Origin of the sequence: Streptomyces uncialis (assembly GCF_036250755.1) — a bacterium.
GTDB lineage: Bacteria > Actinomycetota > Actinomycetes > Streptomycetales > Streptomycetaceae > Streptomyces > Streptomyces uncialis.
In genome coordinates this window covers 3,223,615-3,239,062 of the sequence record NZ_CP109583.1, presented here as the reverse complement: position 1 = coordinate 3,239,062, position 15,448 = coordinate 3,223,615, and the positions used below count along the sequence as shown (strand labels likewise).

The 15,448-nt window shown below is 71.9% G+C and carries 13 protein-coding genes and 1 riboswitch; of the genes, 10 read left to right on the top strand and 3 right to left on the bottom strand.

From position 1 onward, the window contains the following. The first annotated feature begins 57 nt into the window (after positions 1-57). The 9 genes from OG711_RS13155 (at position 58) to OG711_RS13115 (ending at position 10,249) form a co-directional block, all read left to right on the top strand. A complete protein-coding gene (locus tag OG711_RS13155) occupies positions 58-732 on the top strand; it encodes an alpha/beta hydrolase family protein (RefSeq protein ID WP_329559322.1) in 675 nt (224 codons plus the stop codon). A gap of 374 nt (positions 733-1,106) precedes the next feature. Next, positions 1,107-1,772 carry an RNA polymerase sigma factor SigR gene (gene sigR, locus OG711_RS13150; RefSeq protein WP_178390947.1) on the top strand — a complete coding sequence of 222 codons (666 nt, stop codon included), beginning with the start codon at positions 1,107-1,109 and terminating at the stop codon, positions 1,770-1,772. Beyond that, positions 1,769-2,113, top strand: a complete 345-nt coding sequence (rsrA, locus tag OG711_RS13145) for a mycothiol system anti-sigma-R factor (RefSeq protein ID WP_073784775.1) — start codon at positions 1,769-1,771, stop codon at positions 2,111-2,113. The genes sigR and rsrA overlap by 4 nt, the downstream gene beginning before the upstream one ends. A 246-nt stretch (positions 2,114-2,359) precedes the next feature. Next, positions 2,360-3,730, top strand: coding sequence for an HD-GYP domain-containing protein (locus OG711_RS13140; protein ID WP_329559321.1), 1,371 nt, complete (start codon positions 2,360-2,362; stop codon positions 3,728-3,730). Positions 3,731-4,001: 271 nt separating this feature from the next. Then, entirely contained in the window at positions 4,002-5,276 is a 1,275-nt protein-coding gene (locus tag OG711_RS13135; RefSeq protein ID WP_405674850.1) for an HD-GYP domain-containing protein, read from the top strand. A gap of 199 nt (positions 5,277-5,475) precedes the next feature. Continuing rightward, the gene (locus OG711_RS13130) at positions 5,476-6,465 is read left to right on the top strand and encodes a tetratricopeptide repeat protein (RefSeq protein WP_073784780.1); all 990 of its coding nucleotides are present in this window, start codon (positions 5,476-5,478) and stop codon (positions 6,463-6,465) included. Positions 6,466-6,692: 227 nt separating this feature from the next. Further along, positions 6,693-7,343, top strand: coding sequence for a peptide deformylase (gene def / locus OG711_RS13125; protein WP_073784782.1), 651 nt, complete (start codon positions 6,693-6,695; stop codon positions 7,341-7,343). Positions 7,344-7,784: 441 nt separating this feature from the next. Further along, positions 7,785-8,879: an epi-isozizaene synthase gene (gene cyc1, locus OG711_RS13120; protein WP_329559320.1), complete on the top strand. Its 1,095-nt coding sequence runs from the start codon at positions 7,785-7,787 to the stop codon at positions 8,877-8,879. Beyond that, positions 8,876-10,249 (top strand): bifunctional albaflavenone monooxygenase/terpene synthase, encoded by a 1,374-nt coding sequence (locus OG711_RS13115; protein ID WP_329559319.1) that lies wholly within the window; start codon positions 8,876-8,878, stop codon positions 10,247-10,249. The genes cyc1 and OG711_RS13115 overlap by 4 nt, the downstream gene beginning before the upstream one ends. A gap of 63 nt (positions 10,250-10,312) precedes the next feature. On the opposite strand, the gene OG711_RS13110 is transcribed toward OG711_RS13115, so the two are convergent. Beyond that, positions 10,313-11,287, bottom strand: a complete 975-nt coding sequence (locus OG711_RS13110) for a helix-turn-helix domain-containing protein (protein ID WP_073784788.1) — start codon at positions 11,285-11,287, stop codon at positions 10,313-10,315. Positions 11,288-11,380: 93 nt separating this feature from the next. Between OG711_RS13110 and OG711_RS13105 the strand changes: the two genes are divergently transcribed. Continuing rightward, positions 11,381-11,557, top strand: a complete 177-nt coding sequence (locus OG711_RS13105; protein WP_178390948.1) for a hypothetical protein — start codon at positions 11,381-11,383, stop codon at positions 11,555-11,557. A 21-nt stretch (positions 11,558-11,578) separates the two neighbouring features. On the opposite strand, the gene OG711_RS13100 is transcribed toward OG711_RS13105, so the two are convergent. Together OG711_RS13100 and OG711_RS13095 are read right to left on the bottom strand one after the other, a co-directional pair. Next, on the bottom strand, positions 11,579-12,631 hold the full coding sequence (locus OG711_RS13100; protein ID WP_073784790.1) for a ribonucleotide-diphosphate reductase subunit beta: 1,053 nt from the start codon (positions 12,629-12,631) through the stop codon (positions 11,579-11,581). Continuing rightward, complete coding sequence (locus OG711_RS13095; RefSeq protein ID WP_073784792.1) at positions 12,622-15,051, bottom strand: ribonucleoside-diphosphate reductase subunit alpha; 2,430 nt, start codon at positions 15,049-15,051, stop codon at positions 12,622-12,624. Before OG711_RS13095 ends, OG711_RS13100 begins: the two co-directional genes overlap by 10 nt. A 158-nt stretch (positions 15,052-15,209) precedes the next feature. Beyond that, a riboswitch (cobalamin riboswitch) is annotated at positions 15,210-15,287 on the bottom strand. Positions 15,288-15,448 lie beyond the last annotated feature (161 nt).

The following is a 15,448-nucleotide window of genomic DNA, read 5'->3' as shown; positions in this document are numbered from 1 at the left end:
GACGGCACAGGAACGAAGTACGCCCAGCCCCGCGTACCCAAGGGGCAGGATGCCCCCGTGACCTCCAACGACAGCAACGCAAGAACAGGCGCCCCCGGCCCCGGGGCCCCGGAGACCGTCCCCACCGGACCGGGGGACGCCCGGATCACGTGGTACCACGCCCCCCACCCCGCCCTCACCCTCGCGGTGAGCCACGGCGCGGGCGGCGGCATCGGCGCCCGCGACCTCCAGGCGCTGGCCGCCACCCTCCCCCCGAACGGCGTGACGGTAGCCCTCGTGGAGCAGCCCTGGCGTGTCGCCGGGAAGAAGCTGGCCCCCGCCCCGAAGACCCTCGATGCGGGCTGGCGGGACCTGTGGCCCGCCCTCACCACCCCCGGCCTCCCGGTCATCGCGGGAGGCCGCAGCGCCGGCGCCCGGGTCGCGTGCCGCACCGCCCACGACCTCGGCGCCCACGCCGTCCTCGCGCTGGCCTTCCCGCTGCACCCGCCCGGCCGCCCGGACCGCTCACGGGCCGGGGAACTCCTCGGCGCCCGGGTCCCGACCCTGGTCGTCCAGGGCGGGAACGACCCCTTCGGGCACCCGGAGGAGTTCCCCGACGGCGCCCACGAACTCGTACCGGTCCCGTCCGCCGACCACTCCTTCGCCGTGCCCAAGCGCGCGCCGGTCACCCAGGACGAGACCTTGCTCACCCTCACGGACGCCGTCGTGGAGTGGACCGCGCGGCTCCGCTGACCGCCCGGCCGACCCGCCCACCGGCGGGGAATGCCGGGCCCCCGGGTGCTGTTGTGGCGAACAGAAGGCGTGCACACGGCTCCGTCCAGTAGGACCGCCGAAGCCGGTGCCCGCCCGGTCCGACCGATCGAGAGGGAGAACACCGCATGGGTTCGATCACCTGCCCGAGCCGCAGTGGCACCACGGGTCTGAACTGGTCCGTCCTGCCCTCGGCGATCGGTGCCCCCACCCGGGCGCCCGGCGGTCCGGACCTGTCGGCACCCGCCCTTCCCGCGACCCCGGCCCCGTACGGCCCGACCGCCCCGTCGACCCGTGGTCGACTATTCTCCGAAGCGGGTGGGACCGGTCCCGGTTCCACGACAGCGCCTGAGGAGGTGGGTCCGGTCACTGGGACCGACGCGGGGACCGAGCACGGCCAGGCGGAACGGCCCGAGGAGTCGACCGCCGAGCGCAACGCCCGTTTCGAGCGGGACGCCCTCGAATTTCTCGACCAGATGTACTCCGCGGCCCTGCGCATGACGCGCAACCCGGCCGACGCCGAGGATCTGGTGCAGGAGACGTACGCCAAGGCGTACGCGTCGTTCCACCAGTTCCGTGAGGGCACCAACCTCAAGGCGTGGCTGTACCGCATCCTGACGAACACCTTCATCAACTCGTACCGCAAGAAGCAGCGCGAGCCGCAGCGCAGCGCCGCCGAGGAGATCGAGGACTGGCAGCTCGCGCGTGCCGAGTCCCATATGTCCACCGGGCTGCGCTCCGCCGAGTCGCAGGCGCTGGACCATCTGCCGGACTCGGATGTGAAGGAAGCCCTCCAGGCGATCCCCGAGGAGTTCCGCATCGCGGTCTACCTCGCGGACGTCGAAGGCTTTGCGTACAAGGAGATCGCGGACATCATGGGTACACCCATCGGCACGGTGATGTCCCGGCTGCACCGGGGCCGCCGCCAACTCCGCGGCATGCTGGAGGACTACGCGCGTGATCGCGGTCTCGTCCCGGCCGGCGCCGGAGAGGCGAACGAAGCGAAAGGCTCGGGCTCATGAGCTGCGGAGAGCCGCACGAGACGGACTGCACCGAAGTACTCGACCACCTCTACGAGTACCTCGACCGTGAGATGCCCGAGGGCGACTGCACGAAGTTCGAGACGCACTTCGAGGAGTGCTCCCCGTGCCTGGAGAAGTACGGTCTCGAACAGGCCGTGAAGAAGCTGGTGAAACGGTGCTGCGGTCATGACGACGTACCCACCGATCTGCGGGCCAAGGTCATGGGCCGGATCGATCTGATCCGTTCCGGTGAGTCCGGGGACAGCGTGACCGACCCGCTGCCCGGCCCGTACACGAAGTCCGCGGAGAAGGACGTCACCGCCTCCGCCGAAGGCGCCTGAGCCGCGCCTTCCTCCCGCTGCCGCTCCACCCCCGCCGAGGGGGAGCGGCACGCCTGGGGTCAAGCCGCCGCGCCGTGGGGAATGGGTGCGACGGGAAAATCACCCGAATGTGCTAATCCCCGTGGGGGAGGCCGGGCGAATCCGCTGATGCCGCCCGAACGCCACCCGGCGACCCCTATTCTCCGGAGCCTGTGACGGGCGCGCCCGGCCCCTTTCGGGCGGCCGGGCCCGGGGGAGGAGCGGTGGATGCGGTCGGTACCCGCCTTGGCCCGTGCGTACATCCTCGGCGCCGCGCTGGCGGCGCTGCTCTGCGCGGCGCCCGCGCTGGCCGCCGCCGTTCCCCGGGCGGCCGGCTCCCCGGACGCCCCTTCGGTGCCGTGGCTCGCCGTCGCCCTGCTCGCCGCCCTGTACGCGGGGTGCGAGCAGCTGCCGCGCTGCCGTTTCATGGGCCGCCACGCCCCCCGGGGCATGGGCATGTTCTTCCCGGTCCTGCTCGCCGGAGCGTTTCTGCTGCCACCGGCCGCCGCCGCGCTCGTCGGTGTGCCCGGCGCGCTGCTGGCGCGGGTGGAGCGGCGGCCCGCCGGTCCCCGCCGGATCTGGCACGCGGCCCAGCTCGCCCTCGCCTGCTGGGCGGCGGCCCTCGCCCATCAGGCGCTCGGCGGTCCCGGCGCGGTCGGCGGCCCCGCCGGACCCGACTTCCCGTACGCGCTGGCGCCCGCCGCCGCCGCGGTGGTGGTGTTCTGCGCCGTGCTCACGGTCCTCGACGGCGGAATCCTCGTCCTCGCCGAGCGGGTACCGGCCCGCCGGGCCTGGCGCGGCCGGTTCTGGCCGGTGCTGGCGCCCGTCAGTGTGCACGGTCTGGTCGGGCTGATGATGACGGTGCTGTGGCGCAGCCCGTACGGTCCCGGGGCCGCGCTGCTCGTGCTGCTGCCGATGTACATCTCCTGCTGGCTGTTCGCCCAGTACCACCGTGAGCGGGCCGCCCATCAGTCGACCATCCGGGCCCTGGTCCAGGCCGTCGACCTCAAGGACGGATACACCCGGGGCCACAGCGAACGCGTCGGGCAGGCGTCGGTGATGATCGCCCAGGAGCTGGGGATGGACGACAGCCGGGTGGAGACCCTGCGGTTCGCGGGCATCCTGCACGACGTCGGCAAGCTGGGGGTGCCCACCCGGCTGCTGCGCAAGGACGGTCCCCTCACCCCGCAGGAACGGCGGGTGATCGAGCTGCACCCGGAGTACGGGCACGAGATCACCCGGGGCATCGGCTTCCTCGGGGAGGCCCGCGCGGCGATCCTCCACCACCATGAACGCGTCGACGGCAGCGGCTACCCGTACGGGCTGGCCGGGGACCGTATCCCCGAGTGCGCCCGGGTGGTCGCCGTCGCGGACGCGTTCGACGCGATGACCTCGACCCGCTCGTACAGCAGGGCCCGTTCGGTGCCGAAGGCGGTGGCCGAGCTGGAACGCTGCGCGGGCGCGCACTTCGACCCCCGGATGGTCGGTGCGCTGGTCCGGGCCCTCGACCGGCACGGCTGGCATCCGTCGGTCACCGCCGACGGCCCCGATCTGCCCGCCCCCCGCGCCACCGGCTCGCCCGCCGGGAGCCCGTCGTGACCCCCGGCAGGCCCCCGGAGGTGCCGGGCCGGGCCGCCGGGAAGGCCCCGGGCCGGACGGTCCGCGGCACGGCCGCCCCGGGACCGGGCCCGGCCGCCGGACCGGACCAGGGGATCTCCCCGGCGTGCCACCACCGGCCCACGGGGACCTCCCCGGCGGGCCACCCCAGGCCCCGCCCCCGCCCGGCCCGCCCTCCGGCAACGCCCGGGACCCCCGCCCCGCCCCGGCCGCCCGCGCGCGGGGGTCGCTGCTGGGCAGGCTCACCGTCGTGCTGGTGCTCGGCTCCGCCGGGTCGCTGACCGTCTGGGCGATCGGAGTGACCGTCTGGGCGGGTGTGCACGAGCGGGGCACCGCGCTCGCCTTCGGGCTGCTCATCGCGGTCGGTGAGCTCGCCCGGACCGGCGGTACCTCCGAGGGCGAACGGGACACCGCCCCGCTGGCCGCGGCCGGGGCCCTCGCTTACGCCCTGCTCGGGGAGAACGGGGGCGGCGCCACCCATCACGGCGTCGCCCAGGTGGTCACCGTGACCGTGGCCGCCGGACTCCTCGGCGGACTTCCGCACCTCGCGGCCGGCCGCGGCCCCGCGCCCGAACAGCTCGCCCGCCGCACCCTGAGCGTCGCGTTCGCCGCGGTCTGCTTCCAGCCCCTGTACAACACCGGCGCCCTCGCGGACCTGGTCCACCCCGGACCCGTCTACGCGCTGTGGATGACCGGGGTCCTGGCGGTCACCGCGCTGTGCGACGCGGTCCTCGCCGCGGCCCTGGCCCGGGCCCGTACCGGCTGGCCGTTCGCACCGCTGCTGCGCGACGAGCTGCGCGCGATGATCGGGATCGGCTCGGCGGTCTGCGCGACCGGCGCGGTCATGGCGCTCACCGTCGCCGTCGCCGGACTGTGGGCCCTGCCGGTGTTCTCGCTGCCGCTGCTGCTCACCCAGCTCTCGCTGCGCCGGTACGCGGCGGTCCGCCAGACCTACCGGCAGACCATCGCGTCCCTGGCCCGGTCCACGGAGATCGCCGGGTACACCCCGCACGGCCACGCACGGGCGGTCGCCGCGCTCAGCCGGGCCGTCGGCCGGGAGCTGGGACTGTCGCGGTCCGCGCTCACCGTCCTGGAGCACGCGGCGCTGATGCACGACATCGGGCAGCTGTCCCTGGTCGACCCGGTACCGGCCGGGGCCACCGCGTCCCTCCCCGCCGAGGCGCAGCGGCGGATCGCCCGGCTCGGCGGTGCCGTGGTGCGCCAGACCGGGGTGGACCCCGAGGTGGCGCTCATCGTGGAACGGCAGGCGGACCCCCGGTGCGAGCAGCCGCTGGCCGCCCGGATCGTACGGACGGCGAACGCGTACGACGAGCTGGTCCGGGCGCAGGGCCCCGGTGGCCCGCTGGCCGCGCTGGAGCGGCTGCGGCTGGCGACCGGGCACGACCATCAGCCGGAAGTGGTGGAGGCGCTGGCCAGGGCGCTGGCCCAGCGGGGGAGCGGGGCGCTGCTGCCGTGGGACACGGCCCGGCCGCCCGGGGGCGCCGCGGGTGCCGGGGCCGTGACATGAGCCCGCCAGACCCGGGGCCCCGGGGGGCCATACGTCGCCCGTCCCTGGGTAACCCATGGGTAATGAGCGGCCGTCCGACCGTCCATGGTTGGATGCGAAGGAAAGACGCTACGAGAAGGGTGTCCGGGGGCGTGAACCCTGGCTGTGTCGGGGCGGGGCAGGAACCCGCGCCCCCCGGTGAGGACGGCAGGCGGGAATCGTGAGGATCTTCGGCAAGGGACGGCACCGGCCCTCCGCGTCCTGGCGGCAGGCCACCGACCGGGCGTTCACACTGATCGGCGACGGCCGCTACGAGGACGCGGGGGCGCTGCTGACCCGCGCCGCCGACCTGGAGCCCTGGCTGTCGGAGTCCTGGTTCAATCTCGCGCTGCTGCACAAGTTCCGGCACGACTGGGAGCAGGCCCGCGCCGCCGGGCTGCGGGCCGTGGCGCTGCTGGACCGCGAGACGGGCGCCCCCGACTGGTGGAACGTCGGGATCGCGGCGACCGCCCTCCAGGACTGGCCGCTGGCCCGTCGCGCCTGGCAGGCGTACGGGCTGAAGGTGCCAGGCCGGCCCGGGTCCGGCGGGGCCGCGGGCGAGCCGGTCGGGATGGAGCTGGGCAGCGCGGCGGTACGGCTGTCGCCGGAGGGCGAGGCCGAGGTGGTGTGGGGGCGGCGGCTGGACCCCGCCCGTATCGAGGTGCTGTCCATCCCGCTGCCGTCCTCGGGCCGCCGCTGGGGCGAGGTCGTCCTGCACGACGGTGTCCCGCACGGCGAGCGGACCACCGCCGCCGGACACGTGTACCCGGTCTTCGACGAGATCGAGCTGTGGGCGCCCTCCCCGGTGCCGACCTGGGTGGTGCTGCTGGAGGCGGACGACGAGGAGGACCGCGACGCCCTGGAGCGTCTCGCGGCCGACGCGGGCTTCGCCGCCGAGGACTGGTCGTCGTCGGTGCGGCTGCTGTGCCGGATGTGCTCGGAGAGCCGGATGCCCAGCGACGAGGGCGACGGCGAGCACCTCGACCCGCACGACCACAGCGAGCCGGGCCAGCCCGGTCCGCTCGGCCATGTCACCGACGGCCACCAGTGGGTGCCGGAGCGGGAGTGCGGGATCGCCGCGCCCGCGTCCCTGGTGCGCGGGCTGCTCGACGGATGGGTGTCGGACAGCCCCGACACCCGGGACTGGCGCGACCTCGAAGAGGTCTGCTGACGCCTCCCGGACGGGCCTGCGGCCGGTGTCCGGTCCGGGCCGGTACCCGTGTCCGGCCGTGCCCCGCCTCCTCCCGGTGTATCCGGCCGTATCCCGCTCGGCGGTGCTCCGGGGCGCCGTAGGCTGTGTGGCGGCAGTCGCCCGGCACCCGCGCATCGCGGACCGGGGGCTCCCCCCGGGAGGAACGGTCCGGGGCACGACACGGTTGAGGAAGGCGTACGTCGGACATGGCGCAGCAGGACACCGATCAGCAGCACAGTGGGGTGCTCCCCGTGGACGACGAGGGTTTCGTCATCGACACGGAGGACTGCGAGGCGCGTGAGGAGGCGTACCGCGCGCGCGGCACGTCCCGTCCGATCACCGTCGTGGGCAACCCGGTGCTGCACACGGAGTGCGAGGACATCACCACCTTCGACGACGAGCTGGCCGGGCTCGTGGACGACATGTTCGCCAGCCAGCGCACCGCCGAGGGCGTGGGCCTGGCCGCGAACCAGATCGGGGTGGGCCGGAAGGTCTTCGTGTACGACTGCGTGGACGACTCCGGCGACCGGCACGTGGGTGTGGTGTGCAACCCGGTGCTCCAGGATCTCCCGGCCGACCAGCGCAGCCTGGACGACTCCAACGAGGGCTGCCTGTCGGTGCCCACCGCCTATGCGGAGCTGGCGCGTCCGGATTTCGCCGTCGTGACAGGTCAGGACGAGAAGGGCAACCCCATCAAAGTACGCGGCCGCGGTTACTTCGCGCGCTGTCTACAGCATGAGACGGATCATCTCTACGGTCGTCTCTATATCGACCGTCTGTCCAAGCGGGACCGCAAGGATGCTCTGCGCCAGATGGAAGAGGGCACTCCGCGCTACCCCGTGGTGGCCAACGACTGACCGTCCGAGGGATGTTCTCCCCCGGACGGGGGGTGATAAACCCCGGCACGTCGGACCGACCGCGACCCCCTGCGGGTGATCGGGACGGGCCGGGGAGGGGGCGGTGACCCCTGAGGTGGGTGGGTGCGCACGGTGTGCCCGTGACGGAGGGTGTTCCCTTCCGCCCCAGAGCTATGGCGCCCGGCCGGGATGATTTCCCGCCGGGCGCCCCTCTTGTGCGCCGGCGTGCGCCGGTCGCGCCTTCCGCCATGTGTGATCCGAAATCAGTCACGTAAGGGGATGTTCTCGGCAGCTCGGGGTAGTGAATGGAGCAAATCTGTTCCCTCATCGGGCACTTGTGGTGCTGAATGGAATGTGCGCGGGGATGCGCGACGGCGTGGTCCGGAGCGGGTATGTGCGCCGTACCGCGGCAACAGCAGGGCCGACTGAGAGGGGACACTCGTGCCTGCTTTCTCCTACAGCACCGCAGCGACACAGACAGCAGTTCCGCCGGCACTCGCACTTCCGGTGATCGAGAAGGAGTTTCCTCGGCAACTCCATCCCTATTGGCCGACACTCCAGGAGACGACACGTGCATGGCTCCTGAAAATGGGGCTGATGCCGGCCGACAAGGTCGAACGGTACGCCGACGGGCTGTGCTACACCGATCTGATGGCCGGGTACTACCTCGGCGCCCCGGTGGAAGTGCTCCAGGCAATTGCCGACTACAGCGCGTGGTTCTTCGTCTGGGACGACCGCCACGACCGTGACGTCGTGCACCGCAGGGACGCGGCGTGGGCACGGCTGCGGGACTGCCTCCACGCGGCGCTCGACGCCCCGTGGCGCCATCTGCAACACGAGGACGCCCTGGTAGCGGCCTTCGCGGACAGCATGATCCGGCTTTACTCGTTCCTGGGCGAGAGCTGGAACGCCCGCTTCGCCGCACACTTCCACGAAGTGATCGAGGCGTACGACAACGAGTACCGCAACCGGACCACGGGCCGCATTCCGGCGGTCACCGAGTACCTGGAACTGCGCCGCCTCACCTTCGCCCACTGGATCTGGCTCGATCTCCTGGAGCCCGCCGCCCACCATGAAATACCCCGGTCGGTACTGGAGAATCCCGCCTACCGCAAGGCCGGGCTCGCCTGCCAGGATTTCGCCGCCTGGTACAACGACCTCTGCTCATTGCCCAAGGAACTCGCGGGCGATGAATACCACAACCTCGGGATCAGCCTCATCAAACATGAGGGAATGACCCTGGAGGACGCGGTCACGGAAGTACGCCGAAGGGTAAACGGATGCATATCCGAATTCCTGGCCGCCGAGCAGGAAGTAGCCGTTCTCATCGGTGAACTCCGGGACGGCACATGGCGCGGCGAACCACTCGCGGACGCCGTGGCGCTCAACATCTCCAATATGCGGAACTGGTTCAGTTCCGTGTACTGGTTCCACCACGAGTCCGGTCGCTACCAGGTCGACAGCTGGGCCGACCGGTCCACGCCCCCCTACATCAGCGACCAGGGCGAACGGCCCGGATCGGCGGGAATCCGATGACCGGTGGACCGACCCCCCGAACAGCGGGGACCGACGGCCGGAACGCGCCCCCGCCGCCGTACGCCAAGGGCGGCGCCCCCCTGCTGGGACACGCCTGGAACCTGGTGCGCGACCCGCTCCGCTTCGTCGCCGGACTGCGCGACAGCGGGGACGTGGTGCGGCTGCGGCTCGGCCCCGGGACGGCGTACGCCGTGTGCGCCCCGGAACTCGTGGCCGCGCTCCTCAAGAGCCCGGACTACGAGGTCGGCGGACCGCTCTGGGACACCATGGAACTCCTCATCGGCAAGGGCGTCGCCACCAGCAACGGCCCGCTGCACCGGCGCCAGCGGCGCATGATCCAGCCCGCGTTCCGGCCCGAGCGGATCGCCGCCCACGCGCCCGTCATGGCGGAGGAGGCCGCCGCGATGGCCGACCGGTGGAGCCCCGGCGCCACCGTCGACATCGGCGACGAGGTGTTCCGCACGGCCGTCCGGATCGTCACCCGCTCGCTGCTCCACGTCGACTCGATCGACGAGCGGGTGGACCGGCTCGGCGGCTCGCTGCACACCGTCTTCGGGGGCCTGTACCGGCGGATGATCCTCTCCGCCGGACCGTTCTGGAAACTGCCCCTCCCGGCGCACCGTCGATTCGAGGTCGCATTGGCCGATCTGCATCGGTTGGTGGACGAGATCGTCAGGGAACGCCGTATGTCCGGAACGGACCGCGGGGACCTGCTCTCGGCATTGCTCCGGGCAAAGGACGACAATGGTGAAACGCTCAACGAACAAGAGGTACACGACCAGACGGTCTCCCTCCTCGTGGCGGGCGCGGAAAACGTTGCCTCGACGCTGACGTGGACGTTCCAGTTGCTCGCGGAGCACCCGGAGGAGGAAAAGCGGCTCCGCGCGGAGGTACTGTCCGTGACAGGTGGCCGGCCGGTGACATTCGGTGACCTGCCGAAGCTCGGGCACACCCGGAATGTCATCACCGAGGCGATGCGGGTTCGGCCCGCCGTATGGATTCTTACCCGCCGGGCGGTGGCCGATTCCGTACTGGGCGGATATCGCATTCCGGCCGGTGCGGACATCGTCTACAGCCCGTACGCGATGCAGCGGGACCCCCGGGCGTTCGCCCGGCATCTGGAGTTCGACCCCGACCGCTGGCAGCCCGGAACGCAGGCGGACCGGGGCGGACCGGCGATGATGCCGTTCGGCACCGGCAACCGCAAATGCCCCGGGGACCACTTCAGCATCGTCGAGATGGCGATCGTGCTGGCCACCGTCGTGCCCCGGTGGAGCCTGTCCCGGCTGCGGGAGACCGACACCGCCCCGCGGATCGGGATCACGCTCAAGCCGCGCCGGCCCAGGCTCCGGGCCGTGCCGGTGGCATAGTCCGGATGCTCGTTCCTGTACGCGCCCCCCGTTCCGGGCGGTCCCGGGAGGCGGGGCGCGTGATCAGGGAGCCGTCTCCAGGGGGCGCGGGCCCCTGAACGTCCTGCGGTACGCGTTCGGGGTGGTGCCGAGGACCCGCAGGAAGTGGTGGCGCAGGGTCGCGCCGTTGCCGAAACCGGTGCGGCCCGCGACGGAGTCGACCGTCTCGTCCGTCCCCTCCAGGAGCTGCTGCGCCAGCAGCACCCGCTGGCGCAGCAGCCAGCGGTACGGGGTAGTCCCCGTCTCCTGCTGGAACCGCCTGGCGAACGTCCGGGGCGACATATGCGCCCGGTCCGCCAGCTCCTCGACCGTGACCGCGCGGTCGAGGTGGCGCTCCATCCACACCAGCACCTCACCGACCGTGTCGCACCGGGTCGTCGGCACCGGGCGCTCGACGTACTGCGCCTGGCCGCCGTCCCGGTGCGGGGGCACCACCATCCGGCGGGCGAGCGCGTTGGCGACCTCCGAGCCGTGCTCCTGGCGGATGATGTGCAGACAGGAGTCGATACCGGCGGCCGACCCCGCCGAGGTGATCACCGGGTGCTCGTCCACGTACAGCATGTCGCGCTCCACCCGGGCCCGGGGGAAGCGGATCGCGAGCTCGTCCGCGTGCCGCCAGTGGCCCGCGCAGCGGCGGCCGTCGAGCAGCCCGGCCGCGCCCAGCACGAAGACACCCGAACAGACGGAGAGCACCCGGGTCCCCCGGGCGGTGGCGCGGCGCAGGGCGTCGAGCAGCGGCTCGGGGAACTCCCGGCTGCCGTAGTCCTCACCCGCGGGGATCGCGATCAGATCGGCCTCCTCCAGCCGCTCCAGACCGTGCTCCAGCCGCACCGAGAAGCCCGCGTGGGTGGACAGCTCGGGACCCTCCGCCGAGACCACCGCGAAATCGTAGACCGGCAGGCCCTGTTCGCTGCGGTCCAGCCCGAAGACCTCGCAGACGACGCCCAGTTCGAAGGGATGCACCCCGTCCAGCAGCACCACCGCGACGTTGTTCAGCATGCCGTCAGTGTGCGGCCGTGATGGCAGGAAGTCGAGGGTGCATGACACTTCTGCCACTGCCGCGCGGCGGGCGCGAAGGCCACAGTGGAGGACATGAACACACTCCTGGACTACTCGGTCGTCACCCTCGTCCTCGCCCTGCTGCTGGGCCCCGTCACCCCCGGCTACCTGCGGGAACGCCGTATCGACCGGGAACTGAGAGACGCCGGACGCGGCCGGCCCGGCCACCCCGAGGGGCGACCGGGCCGGTCCTTGGACCTCGCCGCGTGAAGCCGGCCGGCTTCGGCGGGCCTAGAACTCGTCGTCGAAGCCGACCTTGCCCTCCACCGCCACCTGGTACGCGGACGGACGGCGCTCGAAGAAGTTCGTCAGCTCCTGGACACCCTGGAGCTCCATGAACGCGAACGGGTTCTGCGAGCCGTACACCGGGGCGAAGCCCAGCCGCTCCAGCCGCTGGTCGGCCACGCACTCCAGGTACTGGCGCATCGACTCGGTGTTCATCCCCGGCAGCCCCTCGCCGCACAGGTCACGGGCGAACTGGAGCTCCGCCTCGACGGCCTCCCGGAGCATGTCGGTGACCTGCTCCTGGAGCTTGTCGTCGAACAGCTCCGGCTCCTCCTTGCGGACCGTGTCGACGACCTCGAAGGCGAAGCTCATATGCATCGTCTCGTCACGGAACACCCAGTTGGTGCCCGTCGCGAGACCGTGCAGCAGACCGCGCGAGCGCAGCCAGTACACATAGGCGAACGCCCCGTAGAAGAACAGGCCCTCGATACAGGCGGCGAAGCAGATCAGGTTCAGCACGAACCGACGCCGGTCGGCCTGTGTCTCCAGCTGGTCGAGCTTCTCGACCGAGTCCATCCACTTGAAGCAGAATTCGGCCTTCTCCCGGATGGAGGGGATGTTCTCCACCGCGGCGAACGCGGCGGTGCGGTCCTCCGGGTCGGGCAGATACGTGTCCAGCAGCGTCAGATAGAACTGGACGTGCACGGCCTCCTCGAACAGCTGACGCGACAGGTACAGCCGTGCCTCGGGGGAGTTGATGTGCTTGTACAGCGTCAGGACCAGGTTGTTCGCGACGATCGAGTCGCCCGTCGCGAAGAACGCCACCAGCCGGCCGATCAGATGCTGCTCGGCGGGCGACAGCTTCGCGAGGTCCGCGACGTCCGAGTGGAGGTCGACCTCCTCGACGGTCCAGGTGTTCTTGATCGCGTCCCGGTAGCGCTCGTAGAAGTCGGGGTAGCGCATCGGGCGCAGGGTCAGCTCGAAGCCCGGGTCCAGCAGATTGCGCTCCCGCGGGGCCGCGGCGGCGGGTTCGGTGGGGGTGGTCGTCATTACTGGCATGCCTCGCAGGACTCGGGGTTCTCCAGGGAGCAGGCGATCGCGTCCGCGTCGGGCGCGGCCTGCTGCACGGGGATGGTGGTGGGGGCGGGCCGCTCGGCGGCGGCGGACGAACCGGCCGCGCGGGCGATCCGGGTCGCCGGACGCGACCGCAGGTAGTACGTGGTCTTCAGGCCCGACTTCCAGGCGTACGCGTACATCGAGCTGAGCTTGCCGATGGTCGGCGTCTCCAGGAACAGGTTCAGCGACTGCGACTGGTCGAGGAACGGGGTCCGCGCGGCGGCCATGTCGATCAGACCGCGCTGCGGGATCTCCCACGCCGTGCGGTACAGCGCCCGGACCTCCTCGGGAATCCAGCGGAAGTCCTGCACCGAACCGCTGGACTCACGCAGCGCCTCACGGGTGCGCGCGTCCCAGACGCCCAGCTCCTTGAGCTCGTTCACCAGGTACGAGTTGACCTGGAGGAACTCACCGCTCAGCGTCTCGCGCTTGAACAGGTTGGACACCTGCGGCTCGATGCACTCGTAGACCCCGGCGATCGACGCGATGGTCGCGGTCGGCGCGATGGCCAGCAGCAGCGAGTTGCGCAGCCCCGTGACGGCGATCCGGGCACGCAGCGCGTCCCAGCGCTCGGGCCAGTGCGGCTCGACCCCGTAGTGGTCGGGGTGCAGCACCCCGCGGGCGGTACGGGTCTTGTCCCAGGCGGGGAGCGGGCCGTTGCGCTCGGCGAGCGAGGCGGACGCCTCGTACGCGGCGAGCATGATCCGCTCGGCGATCCGGGTGGACAGGGCGCGCGCCTCGGGGGAGTCGAAGGGCAGCCGCAGCTTGAAGAAGACGTCCTGGAGGCCCATCGCGCCCAGGCCCACCGGCCGCCAGCGGGAGTTGGAGCGGCCCGCCTGCTCGGTCGGGTAGAAGTTGATGTCCACGACCCGGTCGAGGAAGGTCACGGCCGTGCGGACGGTGGAGTCCAGCCGCTCCCAGTCGATGCCGTCGTCGCCCTCACCGGTGACGAACGCGCCGAGGTTGACCGAGCCGAGGTTGCACACGGCCGTCTCGCCGTCGTCGGTGACCTCCAGGATCTCGGTGCAGAGATTCGAGGAGTGGACGGTGTGACCGGGCTCGGCGGTCTGGTTGGCGGTGCGGTTCGCGGCGTCCTTGAAGGTCATCCAGCCGTTGCCGGTCTGGGCGAGGGTCCGCATCATCCGCCCGTACAGGTCCCGCGCGGGGATCGTCTTGCGGGCCAGCCCGGCGGCCTCGGCCCGGCGGTACGCGGCGTCGAACTCGTCGCCCCACAGGTCCACCAGCTCGGGCACGTCCGAGGGGGAGAACAGCGACCAGGTGCCGTCCTGGTCGACCCGGCGCATGAACTCGTCGGGGATCCAGTGCGCGAGGTTCAGGTTGTGGGTGCGCCGCGCGTCCTCGCCGGTGTTGTCCCGCAGCTCCAGGAACTCCTCGATGTCGGAGTGCCAGGTCTCCAGGTAGACCGCGGCGGCGCCCTTGCGCCGGCCGCCCTGGTTGACCGCCGCGACGGAGGCGTCGAGCGTCTTCAGGAACGGGACGATGCCGTTGGAGTGGCCGTTGGTGCCCCGGATCAGCGAGCCGCGCGAACGGATGCGGGAGTAGGACAGGCCGATGCCGCCGGCGTGCTTGGAGAGCCGGGCGACCTGGTGGTAGCGGTCGTAGATGGAGTCCAGCTCGTCCTGCGGGGAGTCGAGGAGGTAGCAGGACGACATCTGCGGGTGGCGGGTGCCCGAGTTGAACAGGGTGGGCGACGAGGGCAGGTAGTCGAGCCGGCTCATCAGCCGGTAGAGCGCCGCGACCTCGTCGAGCGCGCGTACGGAGTCGTCCTCGGCGAGACCGGAGGCGACCCGGAGCAGGAAGTGCTGCGGGGTCTCGACGACCTTGCGGGTGATCGGGTGGCGCAGCAGATAGCGGCTGTGCAGGGTGCGCAGCCCGAAGTAGCCGAAGCGGTCGTCGGCGGTGGTGTCGATGAGCGCGTCGAGACGGTCGGAGTACTTCGTCACGAACGCGGCGGTGCGGTCCGCGATCAGGCCCTCGCGGTGCCCGGTGGCGACGGACCCGGAGAAGGCGAGCACCCCCTGGGAGGCGGCCTCGGCGGCGATGCTGACGGTCAGCAGCCGGGCGGCGAGCCGGGAGTAGGCGGGGTCCTCGGAGATGAGTCCGGCGGCGGCCTCGGTGGCGAGTTCACGCAGCTCGCTCTCGTCGGCGCGGGCGGACCGGCCGCGCAGCGCCGCGGCGGCGACCCGGCCGGGGTCGGCGTCGGGGAGGTCGGCCGTCAGGTCGGTCAGCGTCCGCAGCAGCGCGGCCCCGGGGCCGTCGCTCGGTCGGGTCTGCTGGTCCTGGGCGGTCGTCGCAGGAGCCTGGCCGACAACTGATGCCGGATCGGCTGGCGCGATGGTCACGTGAAGCTCTCCCTCGCTCGGCACGGGACTGGCGAGGGGGCGGGCGGGCACGCGGGCGCGCCGCCCCGAAGGCGGTACGCCGCGTCCACCGGCCCAGTCCTCGAAGCCCGGACGTCTCATCTCCACCCGGACCGGTCGGAACGGGTGCGCCACTGTCAGGTCATCGGACTCACGGGTGCGCGAAAGCGCACCAAGTACACCGTTGCGGGACAGTTCCGGATTCGCACCGGATTCCCCTGAGGTGGCGGCGAGCATGAGCATACATCTTGTGTTGCCGTGCGAGAGGGAGGCCCACATGTTGTGTCTGTGTGGCGCGGGGCACGTTGCCGGGTGGCGCCGGGAGGGGCCTTGGCGGGGCGCGGAACGGCGACGTGGGAGGCGTGAATTCGGGGCGTCC